Annotated in this window: 21 protein-coding genes; 5 read left to right on the top strand and 16 right to left on the bottom strand. The window is 65.4% G+C overall.

Annotated elements, in window-relative coordinates; genetic code table 11:
- Window positions 1-61: 61 nt before the first annotated feature.
- Window positions 62-799 carry a PspA/IM30 family protein gene (locus ASG79_RS10245; RefSeq protein WP_056390588.1) on the top strand — a complete coding sequence of 246 codons (738 nt, stop codon included), beginning with the start codon at window positions 62-64 and terminating at the stop codon, window positions 797-799.
- A 126-nt stretch (window positions 800-925) separates the two neighbouring features.
- Here ASG79_RS10245 and ASG79_RS23505 read toward each other — a convergent pair whose 3' ends face one another.
- Window positions 926-1102 carry a hypothetical protein gene (locus ASG79_RS23505; RefSeq protein WP_018769415.1) on the bottom strand — a complete coding sequence of 59 codons (177 nt, stop codon included), beginning with the start codon at window positions 1100-1102 and terminating at the stop codon, window positions 926-928.
- A gap of 283 nt (window positions 1103-1385) precedes the next feature.
- Window positions 1386-1559: a CsbD family protein gene (locus ASG79_RS10240; protein WP_018769414.1), complete on the bottom strand. Its 174-nt coding sequence runs from the start codon at window positions 1557-1559 to the stop codon at window positions 1386-1388.
- A gap of 262 nt (window positions 1560-1821) precedes the next feature.
- On the opposite strand from ASG79_RS10240, the gene ASG79_RS10235 reads away from it, so the two are divergent.
- Window positions 1822-2037, top strand: coding sequence for a hypothetical protein (locus ASG79_RS10235; protein ID WP_018769413.1), 216 nt, complete (start codon window positions 1822-1824; stop codon window positions 2035-2037).
- A gap of 97 nt (window positions 2038-2134) precedes the next feature.
- Here the strand turns inward: ASG79_RS10235 and ASG79_RS10230 are convergent, their stop codons facing one another.
- The 4 genes from ASG79_RS10230 to ASG79_RS10215 form a co-directional block, all read right to left on the bottom strand.
- Window positions 2135-2698, bottom strand: a complete 564-nt coding sequence (locus ASG79_RS10230; protein ID WP_056390585.1) for a hypothetical protein — start codon at window positions 2696-2698, stop codon at window positions 2135-2137.
- A gap of 158 nt (window positions 2699-2856) precedes the next feature.
- Window positions 2857-3456, bottom strand: a complete 600-nt coding sequence (locus ASG79_RS10225; RefSeq protein WP_018769411.1) for a TMEM175 family protein — start codon at window positions 3454-3456, stop codon at window positions 2857-2859.
- Between the two features lie 69 nt (window positions 3457-3525).
- Window positions 3526-3804, bottom strand: coding sequence for a YciI family protein (locus ASG79_RS10220; protein WP_056390581.1), 279 nt, complete (start codon window positions 3802-3804; stop codon window positions 3526-3528).
- Window positions 3805-3876: 72 nt separating this feature from the next.
- Window positions 3877-4581: a DUF2087 domain-containing protein gene (locus ASG79_RS10215; protein WP_235509781.1), complete on the bottom strand. Its 705-nt coding sequence runs from the start codon at window positions 4579-4581 to the stop codon at window positions 3877-3879.
- Between the two features lie 30 nt (window positions 4582-4611).
- Here ASG79_RS10215 and ASG79_RS23065 point away from each other — a divergent pair, with 30 nt between their 5' ends.
- Window positions 4612-4764: a hypothetical protein gene (locus ASG79_RS23065; protein WP_186447719.1), complete on the top strand. Its 153-nt coding sequence runs from the start codon at window positions 4612-4614 to the stop codon at window positions 4762-4764.
- A gap of 31 nt (window positions 4765-4795) precedes the next feature.
- Here ASG79_RS23065 and ASG79_RS10210 read toward each other — a convergent pair whose 3' ends face one another.
- The 6 genes from ASG79_RS10210 to ASG79_RS10185 all read right to left on the bottom strand — a co-directional run bounded on the left by ASG79_RS10210 (window position 4796) and on the right by ASG79_RS10185 (window position 9536).
- The gene (locus ASG79_RS10210; RefSeq protein WP_082581720.1) at window positions 4796-5743 is read right to left on the bottom strand and encodes an alpha/beta fold hydrolase; all 948 of its coding nucleotides are present in this window, start codon (window positions 5741-5743) and stop codon (window positions 4796-4798) included.
- Between the two features lie 28 nt (window positions 5744-5771).
- On the bottom strand, window positions 5772-6857 hold the full coding sequence (locus ASG79_RS10205) for an alpha/beta hydrolase (RefSeq protein WP_223991736.1): 1086 nt from the start codon (window positions 6855-6857) through the stop codon (window positions 5772-5774).
- Between the two features lie 31 nt (window positions 6858-6888).
- Window positions 6889-7758 (bottom strand): HNH endonuclease, encoded by an 870-nt coding sequence (locus ASG79_RS10200; RefSeq protein ID WP_018769405.1) that lies wholly within the window; start codon window positions 7756-7758, stop codon window positions 6889-6891.
- Between the two features lie 53 nt (window positions 7759-7811).
- Window positions 7812-8003, bottom strand: a complete 192-nt coding sequence (locus ASG79_RS10195; RefSeq protein WP_018769404.1) for a hypothetical protein — start codon at window positions 8001-8003, stop codon at window positions 7812-7814.
- Entirely contained in the window at window positions 8000-8524 is a 525-nt protein-coding gene (locus tag ASG79_RS10190) for a hypothetical protein (RefSeq protein WP_018769403.1), read from the bottom strand. The genes ASG79_RS10195 and ASG79_RS10190 overlap by 4 nt, the downstream gene beginning before the upstream one ends.
- A 64-nt stretch (window positions 8525-8588) precedes the next feature.
- Window positions 8589-9536, bottom strand: coding sequence for a universal stress protein (locus ASG79_RS10185; protein WP_223991733.1), 948 nt, complete (start codon window positions 9534-9536; stop codon window positions 8589-8591).
- Window positions 9537-9562: 26 nt separating this feature from the next.
- Between ASG79_RS10185 and ASG79_RS10180 the strand changes: the two genes are divergently transcribed.
- Entirely contained in the window at window positions 9563-11020 is a 1458-nt protein-coding gene (locus ASG79_RS10180; RefSeq protein ID WP_056390575.1) for a DUF5129 domain-containing protein, read from the top strand.
- A gap of 33 nt (window positions 11021-11053) precedes the next feature.
- On the opposite strand, the gene ASG79_RS10175 is transcribed toward ASG79_RS10180, so the two are convergent.
- Window positions 11054-11326, bottom strand: coding sequence for a YegP family protein (locus ASG79_RS10175; protein WP_056390572.1), 273 nt, complete (start codon window positions 11324-11326; stop codon window positions 11054-11056).
- A 286-nt stretch (window positions 11327-11612) separates the two neighbouring features.
- Between ASG79_RS10175 and ASG79_RS10170 the strand changes: the two genes are divergently transcribed.
- Window positions 11613-11999, top strand: a complete 387-nt coding sequence (locus ASG79_RS10170) for a hypothetical protein (RefSeq protein ID WP_056390848.1) — start codon at window positions 11613-11615, stop codon at window positions 11997-11999.
- Window positions 12000-12039: 40 nt separating this feature from the next.
- Here the strand turns inward: ASG79_RS10170 and ASG79_RS10165 are convergent, their stop codons facing one another.
- The 3 genes from ASG79_RS10165 to ASG79_RS10155 all read right to left on the bottom strand — a co-directional run bounded on the left by ASG79_RS10165 (window position 12040) and on the right by ASG79_RS10155 (window position 13408).
- Entirely contained in the window at window positions 12040-12510 is a 471-nt protein-coding gene (locus ASG79_RS10165; RefSeq protein WP_056390568.1) for a GyrI-like domain-containing protein, read from the bottom strand.
- Window positions 12511-12575: 65 nt separating this feature from the next.
- Entirely contained in the window at window positions 12576-12938 is a 363-nt protein-coding gene (locus tag ASG79_RS10160) for a DUF5655 domain-containing protein (RefSeq protein ID WP_018769397.1), read from the bottom strand.
- A 17-nt stretch (window positions 12939-12955) separates the two neighbouring features.
- Window positions 12956-13408: a flavodoxin family protein gene (locus ASG79_RS10155; protein WP_056390564.1), complete on the bottom strand. Its 453-nt coding sequence runs from the start codon at window positions 13406-13408 to the stop codon at window positions 12956-12958.
- Window positions 13409-13479 lie beyond the last annotated feature (71 nt).

Below are 13479 nucleotides of genomic sequence, written 5' to 3'. Positions count from 1 at the left end.
CTGGTCCCCTGCGGTGCCGAACACATAGGATGCGAATTCCACTACTGATAGAAAGAATCCCGTGAAGCAGAGTATTTTCGCCCGCGTGGCCCAGTTGGCCAAGGCAAACCTCAATGCCCTCCTGGACTCCGCGGAGGATCCGCAGAAAATGCTGGACCAGATGGTCCGGGATTACTCGGAGAATATCCGCGAAGCCGAGGCCGCGATCGCCCAGACCATAGGCAACCTCCGGATGCTGGAGGAGGACCACAAACGTAACGTCGCCGACGCCAACGAATGGGGCCGCAAGGCTCTGGCCGCGTCCAGGAAGGGCGACGAGTTCCGGTCCGCCGGCAACCTCGCCGATGCGCAGAAGTTCGACAACCTCGCCAAGGTTGCCCTGCAGCGGCAGATGGCCGCCGAGAAGCTCGTGAAAGACGCCGTACCCGGGCTTGCGGCCCAGAACGAAGTGGTCGACAAGCTCAAGGGCGGGCTCGACCAGATGAAGGGCAAGCTGCACGAGCTGACGGCCAAGCGCAACGAGCTGGTAGCCAGATCCCGGACGGCGGCCGCGCAGTCCCAGGTCCACGATGCCCTCAAATCCCTGGACGCCGGTGATCCGACGTCGGCCATCGGGCGGTATGAGGAGCGGATCCGACGCCAAGAGGCCACCGTTCGCGGCCAGCAGGAACTCGCAGCCTCATCCCTCGATGCCCAGTTCGCCTCCCTGGAAGACCTCGGAGAGCAGACCGAAGTGGAAGCACGTCTGGCCGCCCTCAAGTCCATCGACCGGAAGGCCATTGACTCCCAGGCTCCTTGAAGCCCCGGGATCCCGCCGGTCCACCGTCGGGGCATGGCTGACTGCTGGGCCGCGGCCGCCAGGTAATACCGGGCGGTCGCGTCAGGCCGGCGACAGGTCGCCGTCGGCAGCAATGTGCCATGCCGTTTACGTTATGGCCCCACTGCCAGCGGAGCCTTGCGTCTCCACGCTCTGGGCTGCCTGCCCGACGTCAGCCGGCAGCCGGCGTCGGGCTTTGGCCAAGGCAACGAGCAGGGTCAGGACGGTGCCCAACCAGGCAAGCCCGGCGAGAAAAACCAGCCCTATTGCCGCTAAGGGGTGCATGGCCAAAGTTTAGGACGGCGCAACTGGGAGTTGCGGAAGCAACTCCGCACCGAAGAGCCGAAAGATTGTACAAGCCACCCATGGGTCGGGGCTGGGGCGGCCTGGTTCGGGGCGGTGCGCGGCTGGCCAAGTGGAGCCGGCGGGCCGTGATAAACAGGGCAAGCCAGGCGGCACCAAACACGTAGGGGGCGAGCACGCAGGTCAATCAGGGGTGGCTGGAGTGCACCCCGACACGACGAAGGGCGCGCCCCGTTCGCTGAGCGCGCCCTTCCCGTAAACGGTGTCAGTGCTTGAATGCGTCCTTGACCTTTTCGCCGGCCTGCTTCACATCGCCCTTGGCCTGGTCCGCCTGGCCTTCCGCCTTCAGGCTGTCATCGCCCGTGGCGTTACCGGCAGCTTCCTTGCCTTTTCCGCCCGCTTTCTCGGCAGCGTTTTCAATCTTGTCGCCTAGTCCCATGGTGTCTCCTCCTCTGGTTGGCAGCCGTTCGCATTCGGCTTCGCTCATAATAAGCATGCTTACCAATGGGTTGGCAAGTGATGGGTATCCACAGCAGCACCGGCCGGGCAACAAGGAGGCGTTCCGGAAGCCCCGCCTGAGGTGGGGACTTTGGTCCCTGTGTTCCCGGTGAAGGGCGGGGTTTACTGGTGCGTTGGGACAGGCGAAGCCTGTCTGCAGAGCGTTGTGGCTCTGCAGGACCGAGCACGGAGATGCCCCGCTAATGAACCTCAAAGACCGTTGGGACCGCCTTGACCCTGCCACGCAGAAGTGGCTGATCGACAACCCGGGGTGCCAGATGCTGCCCAGGACCATCACGGCGGTGATCTCGAAGGAAACCGGGGAGGACCTGGCCACAGGGCAGCACGGGCAGGCGCTCGTCTCCGGTGAGGATCACGACTTCATCCGCTCGAAGATAAAAGGCGCCTCCATGGCCTGACAAGGGCTCTTAGCTCTCACCGGGCAGCGCGCTCCAGCCGAACGGATCGTCGCCCGGGGGAGGCCGGGGATGCTGACGGCGGGCAGGGGTGACAGCCTCAGCCGGTCACCCGTACTCCGGCAACAGCTCCCGTCCAGGGTGCGTCTCCCGCCGCGGGCAGGGACAGGTGTGCGGAAACGTAGCCCTGTTGAAGCGTGATGACTTGGGACGTGGACCCTGGGCAATCCACTGTGAGCTCGACGGGCCAGAGTATAACCTTGGGATTCTCCTGCCGGATGAAGACTTTGGCGTTGGCAGCACCGACGCACGCAGCAGTGACCGTGTACGTGCCCGCCGCGGGGACTTCTTCCGTCGTGCCAAAGCCCCTGCCGGGGCCGTCCAGCGGACCCTTTTGAAAAAGGAGAACCGGGCCCTGCACGGCCAGGAGAAAGCTGTCCAGGTCCTGGTAGTTTCTGGCCTCCCGCTCAAGGACCAGGGGGTCAGTGGGACGGGTAGCGGATGCCGTCATCCGGGAGGGTTCAGGTGCGGCCGTGCGGTCAGCTTCGGCTGCCGGGGCGTGTGCCGGATCGGGGAAGTCATAGGAGCACCCTGCCGTGCCGGCTGCCGTTACCAGCAGGCACAGGGGAAAGGCGAGCCGGCGCCGGAGGCCTTTCGTTTCCACGGTTCCATGGTGGCCACGCCCGCGGTTCAAATCAACCACGACCCTGCGGAATTCGCCTACCCGGCCCGGCCGTCTTCTCGGCGGCAAGGCGCACCACGGAGGTATGACGGCTCCAATGGTGGAGGCGGCCATCGAATCTGGCGCCAATCTCCATCGGGCTAATCGTGGGCCCCATTCTGATGTGACCGGGTTACAAAGTGTTCGACCCTGCGGTCCGGGACCAGCCAGATAAGGGCCACGATGGTGTAAACGGCGAGCCCGAGCAGGGGCTGGACAGGGGTTAGCGCAATGCCAAGGAGATAGATCAGCGGCGACGCTTTGCCCTTCCAGTCCCGGCCGACAGCACTGGCGAGGGCCCCGTCCTTGCCCTGAGCAGCAATCAGGCGGCGCTCCAGGATGAAGTATGCGATTGCTGCGCACAGCAGGTTGATCCCGTACAGCAGCACAGGGACCTGCGCGAAGCCGGACTCATCCATCCATCGGGTTGTAAAAGGAAACAGCGACAGCCAGAACAACAGATGGAGGTTCGCCCACAGGATGGCTCCATTAACGCGGCTCGCCAAATGGATCATGTGGTGGTGGTTGTTCCAGTAGATTCCGACATACACGAAGCTCAACAGGTAGCTGAAGAGGGTGGGCAGGACGCTGGCCACACCTTCCCACGTTGGTTCCTCCGGGGTATGGAGTTCCAGCACCATGATGGTGATGATGATCGCCAGGACACCGTCGCTGAACGCTTCCAGCCGGTTCTTGTTCATTGGGCATGCTTCCTTCGGGTGACTCTGCGACTTCTTATGTGGCTGCGTGCGACACGCCATGGAGCGCCACTACCCGAGGTGTACAGCGTTCCACTCCAAGAGCCGCCATTCGGCCAGTCCCTCGGTAATTAAAGGGTCTGCAGCGACGAAACGCTCGGCCTCCCGTCGGGAAGTGAAAATGCCCATGGCACTAAGCTCCGGGTCAGCCGTTTGGAATGGACCCAGGGCCACGAGCCCCCCGCCTTCCGCGTGGAACGCCTCGTAGTAGGCCTTGTGGCGCGGGTACGTCTCCATGACACGCGAGCGGTCGATGCCTTCACGGACGGTGTAGATGACGACGCATTCCATGCGGCCGAACTTACCACCTCCTGCACCTACGGCACGGCAGGAATCCGGTGAGGAGCACCCCACTAGGCGGAACTAGACGTGGCGGGTGTAGGAGGAGCCCGAGGGGGTTCGCTGCAGCAGTCCGAAGTCAACCATGTACCTTCGCAGCAGCACCACGTCGTCCGTGTAACTGAGAAGCCGTTCGTTGACCTGCCTCTCAGTGAGTTGTTCTCCGGGCGCCATGACCTCGTCCGCGATCCGGGCAAGGAGTTCCCGCCGTTGCGCCAAGTTTGACGGGTACCTTTCGATGCGTCCAAGCCGCATGAACCGATCTGTCCCGATTTGTGGTTGACGCTTGGGCTGTTGGGCGAGAAGGTCGCGAAAAATCGTCTGGGCCGCCACCAGCCGCCCGGGCGCGTGCTGTTCCACGAGTCCGGATTCAAGCAGACTATCGATGGCCCGGTTTCGCCGCTGTTCCTTCACGTTGGGCAGTACGTCTGGCGCCGCAGCTCCAAGCACGATTTGGGCGTAAGCGGTCCTGGCATCGTTGTTGCCAAGCGTCGCCAGCACACGCCGCCAGTGCGGGCCGCTAGTTCCCCTGCCTCCGCCCACGTCCACGCTCCCCTCAACCGCTGGCCCACGCCGCTGCGTCGCGGCGTGCTGGGAGATAGTAGCGCCGATGCCCTGGTTCCAGGAAGCACAGGCGCCGGGGACATGCAGCTGGGGCGCAACGCCCGACGAGGTCTCCCGTCCCCTGCCCGGCGATAACCTCGTGCCGAAACCAGCCTTCAACGCCACTAGGGAATCTCACACCGACTCCGGCCGGACATGGACGTCATTTACGATCCCACGCTCAAAGTGGGCGTATCCGCGCGCCCCTTCGCCAGCTGGTCCGCGTTCCGACGCCGGCTCGAGATGTCCCTTGTCACGTTCCGCGTCGAGTTCAAGGACCAGCCTTCGTTGCGCCACCGGCGGGAATGAGCCCAGTGGCGGCGCAAGCACGGGCCGTCGGTTACCGCTTCCCGGCCTTGGCATAAAGAGCCAGGAGGTCGCGGCTGAATTCGTGGGGCGACGTTTCGCTGGGGCTGTGGCCACCCCTGTAGACGCCGATCCGGGCCCGGATTGACTGGGCGAAGACGCGGTGAAGCTGGAGCGGCCACAGGTCGTGTTCGCCCACGGCCACAAACTTGGGAAGGGGCGCCTCCGCCAGTTTTTGCCGAAGATCCGGAACGTTCTGCATGAGCGTATAGATGTCCCGGACCGAGGCGCGGCGGGTGAAGCGGAACCGGTAGTTGACGAACCGCCGCCTGCCCTCCGGTACGTGCACCACCTTGCCGCTCCGGATGCCCCAGATCAGCAAGGCAGCACCCACCCGGCCGTTCACCCACGTGCTGAACCGGCCGATGCGGCCCACCCCCCTGAAACTCTGGCCTGGCTCCGGCGGACAGCTAAGCAACGTGAGGGACCTGAAGAGCTCCGGCCGCTCCCCAAAGGCGAGTTGGGCAATGATTCCCGCGAAGGAATAACCCACAACATGGACTGGGGTGGCAGTGGTCTCCAGAACTGCAAGGAAGTCGTCCACGAAAAGCCGGTAGTCATAATGCTTGCGTGGCGGCACCAGGTTCTCGGGGCCCGCTGCCGCTGACTGGTACTGTCCCGCCAGATCGTAGCTCAGTGCGAAGTAACCGGCATTGGCCAGGTCGGGCATCATGAGGGAGAAGTCCTCTTTGGAACCGGTTGCTCCGGGCACCAGCACAACGCTGGGATTGCCAGGATTGCCCAGCGTCATGGCGGCGAGCCTGCCACTGGGGACATCAATGGATCGGTGGACAGCGCCCGGCGGTGGAGTGAACCAGTCAACGTCCCCCAGCTCCGCATCGAGCAAGGCGGCCGCGTCCACCAGGGCGGAGCCAAACTCCTCGGGGTCGATCCCGTACCCGTTCCGGTCCAGCTCTGCCATGGTCCCAACATAGTCCAGTGCCTTGAATTTATTCAGGGGCAGGACCGGTGGACCGTTCAGCCACACCGCGGACGAACGCGTGAAGGCGCCGGTAGACTTCCTGGGATTCGGGGTAGCGGTAATCCTGTTGCCAGGTGTGTTCGGTGTTGAGGCTGTCCCAAGGGTAGATCAGGGCATCCACTGGAACGTCGTGTTGTTGCAGGCGCTCGATGAAATTCAGGTTTGCCCGGTAGAAGTAGTCACGCTCGGACGTGGTGAGGAACACGGGCGGATGGGTCCCGTCCAGCCACTCGATCGGGGACAGGAAACCCGCGGCGCTCCTCAGCCGCGCCACGGTCCGTGGTGGAGAGGGCCGCTTACGGCCATTGCGTGCTCCCGGACCTGCCGTTGCCCGGGATGCAGGCGGCAACAGCATACGGACGAAGTTCAGGCTGAGGACAAATCCGCTGTTAAAGAAGACCGAGAAATCCACTGCGCTGCAGTGTTGGACGAGCCCTTTCAGGTGTCCCGCGGGAACTGCGGGCCGCAGGGCATAATGCGCCGCCAGTTCGGAACGCAGGCTGGCTGCGGTCAGCAGGGCAGCGATCTGTCCGCCGGCCGAGTCCCCGCCCAGGATCAGCCTCTTGGGATTCCCGCCGTACCCCTCGATGTTGGCGGCAACCCACGCCAGGGCGGCATTGGCATCCTCGAGCACATGCCCCATGGCGAACCGGGGCGCGTGCCGGTAGTTGACGTTGACCACCACCATCCCGCCCACTGCCTGGTTGGCGCAGTACTTGGTCAGGGCTGCCTTGTCACCGGATGTCCACCCGCCACCATGGAAGTAAACGTAGACGGGAAGCAGCTCCGCCGCCACAGCCTCTGTACCAGGAGAGTCAGCTGCGGGCTGCAGCGGTGTCAAAACGTCGAGGCGGTGGGCGCGGAGGGCATCACCCACGTAGTCAATGTCGTGCACATATGCCACAGCCGTGATTGGGTCGGTGTTGAACCGCGCCTGCTCCCGGGCACTCACGGCGCGCATCAGGACGCGCCATGTCCATACGGGTACGCGGCGCAACAGGGGCCGGGCGCTCCTGACCGACTGAAACACCCCGGAACGTGCAGCCAATGTCATCCCTGCAATTTTATCCCCGAATGCTGGCCCCTTACGTCTTGCCGCCCCCGAGGATCCGCCGTGCGTCCTCCTGGGCCTGAAGGGCCAGGTCAGTGACCACTTCACCCCGCACATGCCCGGCGGCCGACATGATGCTCCGGAGTTCGGAAACCGTCCGCGCCGGGTTTGCCCCGTGCGCCACGGCGTGGCAGTTATGGCAAAGCGGAATGAGGTCGGCGATGGGGTCAAGCTGGTATCCGCTGCCAATCATGGCCGGCGGCACCACGTGGTGCACGGCTGTCGCTCCGGTACCGGCCTCACCGTAAGCGGACTCAAAGGAGAAGCCGCAGGCGGCGCACGACGTGCCGTGGAAGGCCAGGCAGGCCCGGCGGGCGTCGGGGTCCCGCTCAAAGCGGTTCACCTGGATATGGCTGACGCCGCCCGGCGGAAAGGTTCCGGCAACCACCTCGGTGGGATCCGGCGTCGTGGGCCCGTATTCCCTCCACAAGCGTTGCAGAACAGGCCAGGACGACGGCGGCAAGGTCACCAGGGAGGGGCCGTTCGCCTTGGCCCAGAGGTCACCGGGAAAGGCCTCCCGCAGGGTCCCGGGGCGTATTTGCTCGCCCAGCGGGAGCAGTGCGTCGAAAGCGACTGCGATGAACCAGTCGTTGGCATCGGAATCATCGCCTGCGGCGGCCTGGTAGGGCTCCGATGCCACCGACCCGTGACCGATGAGGCCGCTGCCTGCATCATTGCCGCCTTGCACCAGGAGCCACGCTTCGGTCCCCGGGAGGATGTCAGGGCAAAAGCCGACGCGCCAGCGGTCCAGGAACCTGCCGGACTGCGCCACCTGCGCGACGACGGCTCCGTAGTCCCAGCGGTGCAGCCCGTTCGTGTCGCAGCCAAGAATTACTGCCGCCACTGCCCACCAAACCCAGCCATTCGCCGTCGATCCCCAAGCCCCTGCAGCGGGATTTAGATCGGTTCCTTGGCCAGCGCCTTGGTCTTGGCGGGCGTTTCCCGCCCCAGCCGTTCATCAAGCGTGACGCGCAGCCTGGCCGCGGCAACCTGGACCCGGTGCTCGGCAGGCGTGGGTTTTTTGCCCGCGGGCTTGGTACCGGTTCGGGGAGTGTGGACAAGGCGGTGTTCAGGCGATGCTGCGCTCATGGTCCAGCCTCCTTGGCACTGTCTTCATCCGTCATTCCATTCTCGCCTAAGTTGTCCGGGCCGTCCACGACGGCACTCTCCTGCCCTGGGCCGGCGTCGGCATCGTCCCCGTTCTCGTCCCCGGACACACTCTTCCAGGCGATGTCGAACAACTCGAGTTCCTCGGTGCGGGCCAGTTCGCTCCTGGCAAGGACTTCCAGCGTCGCCAGGCCCAGCGCCTTTGTCCCTGCATCCGGGTCCAACGCCCGGTCGAGCGCCCACTGGGTGCGGCGCCACCATTCCGCCCGGCTGTCCGCTTCGGTCTTTTGCCGCAGGGCGTCGGCGTCCGCTTCGCGCTTTTGGTCCAGCGCGGTCTTGTCCGCGGCAGTGCGTTGCTTGAGCGTGCGCCAGTTGATGTAGAAGGCCAGCAGGGCTGCGATAAGAACGGCCAGGGGTCCAAGCCCGGCAAGGATGACCCACCAGTCCGCCGGGCCCGAATGGACGACGACGTCCAGCGGGCCGGGGGAGGGAACAGGGGTCACCGAACCAGCTTAGGAGGAGGTACGGCCTGTGGCCCGGCCGACACTCCTGCCGCGGCCTTCTCCATCATGCGCCGCGCCGGGAAATGAGGACCGGCCCGTGCGCGTGGTGCAGTACTGCGTGGGCGGTTGATCCGATGGTCTCCCGGAGGATGCCGCGGCCCTGGGAACCCAGCACCACTATCCGGGCTTCCGAGGCGGCTTGCAGGATGGCGTTCGGGACCGAACTGTCCGTGAGTATCCTGCCGTCAACGGAGATATTGGGCGCCAGGGTTCGTGCACGGTCCACAACGGATTCGAGAACTTCCCGGGCGCCAGCCGCTGCTTCCTTCCCGTCCAGCCGCGTGTAGCCGGCGGGCTCGTGATGGACGTGGACCACCGTAAGGCGTGCGTGCCACTCGGAAGCAACGGCGCACGCGTCTTCCAGTGCCGAGGGGGAACCTGATGCATCGACGGCGGCGACGACGGGTCCGCCAGGATGGGTGTCCTCCCGGATCACGGCCACCGGGCAGGTGGCGGTGGCCGCCAGTTCCAGGCTAACGGATCCCACCAGGAGGCCAAGGAAGCCGCCCAGGCCACGGCTGCCGACTACGAGCATCCTCTTGCCGCCGGAAATTTCGGCCAAGAGCTGTGCGGGTAGTCCGTGGAGCAGGGTGCCGCGGATCTGAAGCCCTGGAACTTCCGCTGCAGCATGCGAGACCCCTTCTTCCAGGACGGCCTGGGCGGACTGCTCAAGGCCGCTGCCTGACACACCTGGAACCGGACCGAGGTGCCTGGTCAGCAGCTGCCACAGGGAACAATGCACCACATGAAGCGCGCAGTTGGTGGCACGGGCGTGGCGCGCCGCCCACCGGACGGCTGCCGCGGCTCCATCCGAACCGTCATAGCCGGCCACAATCGAACCCGCATCCTGCATCACCTGGCTGCGCTCCTCATCAGACCGATCCTCGCCGGCGGGACCTTCGGCCCTTTGGCGGCCCTGCCCCTTGGTTTCATCCTGATTCCAGGAATCCATCCTGATTCTAGGAAGCGGGGAGGCATATGGGCACCCTGGTGCGCCGTATTGGGGTGATCATGCTTGTCCTGGCCGCCTCCCTGCTGGGGGTTGCGGCCCCAAGTGATGCCGTGTCCCCGTCAGCCGTCATCGTGGAGGACACAGCGGGGGTGCTTGACCGGAATACGCTGGTCCCCGCCGTCGAACGGATCCAGTTTTACGAGCCCACCCGTGTTGCTGTCTTTACCTACAACGGAAAGGCTGAGGACAACCTCAATGAAGAGGTCCTGAGGTTCGCACGCTCCAGGCACCCTGAGTGGATCAGCGCCGACGGACAGAAGTGGGCCGATGGGCTGTTCATTTTCGCGCTTGACCCGGTGGGCCGCCACGTGGGCACCTATATGGGGGAGGACCGGAAAGTGTCGCTCGAGCAGCGCAGCGATATCCAGGAGGCCTCAAAGGAACTGTTCCGGGACGCGCAGTGGACCGACGGTACTGTGGCCGGCATTCGCCGTGCCGCCGAACTCATCAACCAGCCCTGGTACCGGTCCGCCGCATTCCTGATCACCGCCTGGGTCACCGGGGGACTTGCGGCCCTTGGGGCAGCGGCGTGGTTGATTGTGCGGGCGGTGACCAGGGCTGCCTGCCGCAAACAAATCGAACGGGGGGACCGGAGCTACTCCAACGTCAGCATGGACCTGGACGTCACGGAACTGAACGCCGGGACCATCCCCGAATCATCCCGCTACGGCAGCAGGGTCCTGGAGAAACACCGCACCTTCCTGACCCGCTATGCCGCCGCCACGGAACTCTCCAACCAGGTGCACGCCCTGGCCAAACGGTCCCTCAGCAGGCGGAAAAACCTCAAGCTTGCCCGCCAGTTCGCGGACAGCGCCGCCGAGCTGGATGCCCTGGATGATGTCATCGCCGACAGCAACGCCCTGTTGAACCGTGCCGACACATGGCCTACCGCCTGGGACCGGCAGCTTGCCCCGCTCCGCAAGGACCTGGCCGGCCTTGAGCAACTCCTGGCCAAGCGCCACGGGCAGGGGGACTCGGCCACCGCCTCGGCGCTTCGTTCCTTCCGCGACGAAAGCCTGCGGAACATTGAACGCTGGACCTCGGAACTGGCAGATGGACGGATCACGCCGGAAGAGGCGCTGGACCGGCTCTACGAGGCGCGGTCGCGGCTCTCGGAACTGCTGGAGAACCATGCGGAAACAGTCATTCAGGGATTCGCCAGGAATGAGCGCGAGGCACGGCTGATGCGCGAGCAGATGCAGACGGCCCACGAGGGCCTGGACCACCGCAGGCAGCGGAGCTATGAGCCGAGCATCCTGGGCACGGTGTACCCGTCGTACCAGTTTTTCTCCGTGGCTACCTTCAACTCCGGCTTCAATACGGGCGTCAGCAGCGTCAATTCCGCCAGGGGCGGCGGCAGCACCACAGGGTACGGCAGCAGCGGCGGAAGCTTCTCCGGTTCGGGCAGTTCCTCGAGCTTCTGATGACCGGGGCTTTGGCCGCCGCCGTCCTCCACCCTAGGCGGCGCCCAGGGAGCCAAGCCTGTGCGGCCCGCGCCGGACCGCGTGCCGCGCGTGCGGGATGGTGCTGCAGGCAACGTTCGGCGGCGGTGAAGGTATGTCCCGGATCAGGCCGGTTCCCGCACATTCCCGTACCTCTTCGATGGCCGCGGCCGCCGCCCGTTTGTCCGCGAATTGTCCGGATACCGCCAGTACGTGTCCATCAGGCATCACAAGCCGGAACCGGATCTGTGAATCTTCATCGACAAACAGTTCGAACGTACCTGCCATAAGCCTTGCTCTCCTCTAGCGTCCCGCCTCCGTTGATGAGGCTGCATGCCGGCCGACACCGGGCGCGGCAAACCCGGATGCACAACCCCAGCGTGGTGCTTCCGGCCCAGACCACCATCTCAGAGGACCGCGGCGTGCTATTAGGGACCAAAGACCCTGATCGCCGGCTCCGGGGATGCTAGCGATGGCAGCATGCCCCGAAGTTCAGTGCCGAAGGGCCCTGTCCCATTAAGCCGGGCCGCGGAAGACTGGGGAGTTCACGATGTTGCGGTTCCCGGAGGACGACATGACGACAGATGCACCTCGACCTGGCCGCCCAGGCAAACCAGCTCCCGGATACGCAGGTCCCGGTCCCGAGGAGCGGCTCCGGATAGAGCTGGAGGACGCCGCATCGCGCAAGTGGTGGGCGCGGATCCTGTACACGCTGGGCTCACAGTACGGGCGGACGCAACTGCAGTTTGTGGCCAGGACCGGGGACGGACGCCGGCTCTATGCCAGCGATACGTTTCCCGGTCCGCCGCTGAACCCGACACCTCCCGAAGAGGCGTGGGCTCCCGGCATGCAGGCCAGCCTCAGCCAGCTCCGCCGGGAGCTGGCCCGCGACGGGTGGTCCGAAACCAGCCACGGCGTGCAGCCCTGGGACCTCACCTTCAGTCGCGGCCCCGGAAGATAATGCAGGACCAGGCCCCGGGGCGGCCGAAACCCTGGCCGACTCAGTCCACCGGCCAGATGACCCTGGTCTGCCACGTGGCCGGATCCGGCTGCTGCTCCGGATCGGTCAGGTAGTACTCCCACATGGTGTCGGCAGGGGCAGCGCCCTCGGCTTCCATCCGTTCGCGGATGGCATCGTACGTGCTGCCGAGGGTGTCGTAAGGGCCCGTGTGGATGGCCTCGAACGCGTCAGTATCGGGAAGCGCGCCGCGGGCCACCTCGCCTGTTCCCTGGAAGTTCCCGGCGACGGGGAACCCGGCTTCGACGTCCACCGTGGCGCCGGGAATGCCGTGGTAAAGCGCGAACGGCGGTCCTGCCGGGCTGACGCCCTGCGTTTGCACCGCGGCCATCACCTCACCGAAGGCCCGGCTGAAGAAGCTCGTCAGAGCGTCCATGGGAACCCGTTCACGGACCACGGCGACGGGTTGTTCGGTGACATGGATCTTTCGCGGCTGCTGGCCATTTTCAGTCATGCCCCCAGCCTTGCCATCCCGCGGCCAACGTGACAGGGCCATAGGACTCTAAAGGGCATGCCAGGTCAGGCCGCAGCCTCATACGCTTCGAGCAGCCAACCGCGGACCTCGGCATCGAGTTGGGAACTGTCCGTGAGCTCCAGATGGTGCATCCAGGTTCCTTTCGCCGGGTGGACGACCTGCTTGAAGCGCGGCGAGCCCAGGTTCCGCGGCAGCGCGAGGGACAGGACCAGCGGAACCGGGGAATTCACGTAGACCCCGGGCCGCCACAGGTAGGCGTAGCCCCGGCGCCGGCGGAACGAGATTTGGCTCTTTCCGACCCGGACCTCATGGGGGCCCAGCTCCGCCGCCATCCGCTCCGCTGCCTGGTAGAGCCCAAGGGCGTCCGGAGCGCCGGCGAAGAACCGCTCTACCGTCCACGGCTGCAAAGTAACAGCGTCCCCGCCTATGCAGTACCGTTGCCCGCCCCGGCCGCAAGTCCGGCGGCCCAGGCTGCCGCCCGCTCGGCCTCACCGTCGACCAGCGGGCCCTCGCTGCCTTTGACGTAGAAAGCCATGGGTCCGCCAACGATGCTGGCACCTGCCTCCGTCAGTGCCTTCGTCATCTTCCTGGCAGCGTCGCCGTGGATGAACAGCTTCACCCTCGTATCGAAGGCTGCTGCCTTCACCCCTGCCAGTCCCCGGCGCCCGAGGTCTGCCAGCGTTTCGGTGATCCGGGCAGTCGGCTTCCAGCCGTTGATGGGGCTGCCGACGACGAGCAGGTCACCCGGGTGCAGGGCGTCGGCATCAAAACCGTCAACGTGAACAGCGGCCGCGTCCCGCCCCAGGCGCGATGCCATCGCCTCGGCGATGGTCCTGGTGTTTCCATACGCGGAGTCATAGAGGACGACGGCTTTCATGGAGGCTCCCGGTCCGGATAGGCGGCATGTTGCCCCTCAACCATGCTCCCGGGGCCGCCGGCGGGGCAGGG

Source organism: Arthrobacter sp. Soil761, from assembly GCF_001428325.1.
Taxonomy (GTDB): domain Bacteria; phylum Actinomycetota; class Actinomycetes; order Actinomycetales; family Micrococcaceae; genus Arthrobacter.
This window is presented reverse-complemented; position numbering and strand designations above follow the sequence as displayed.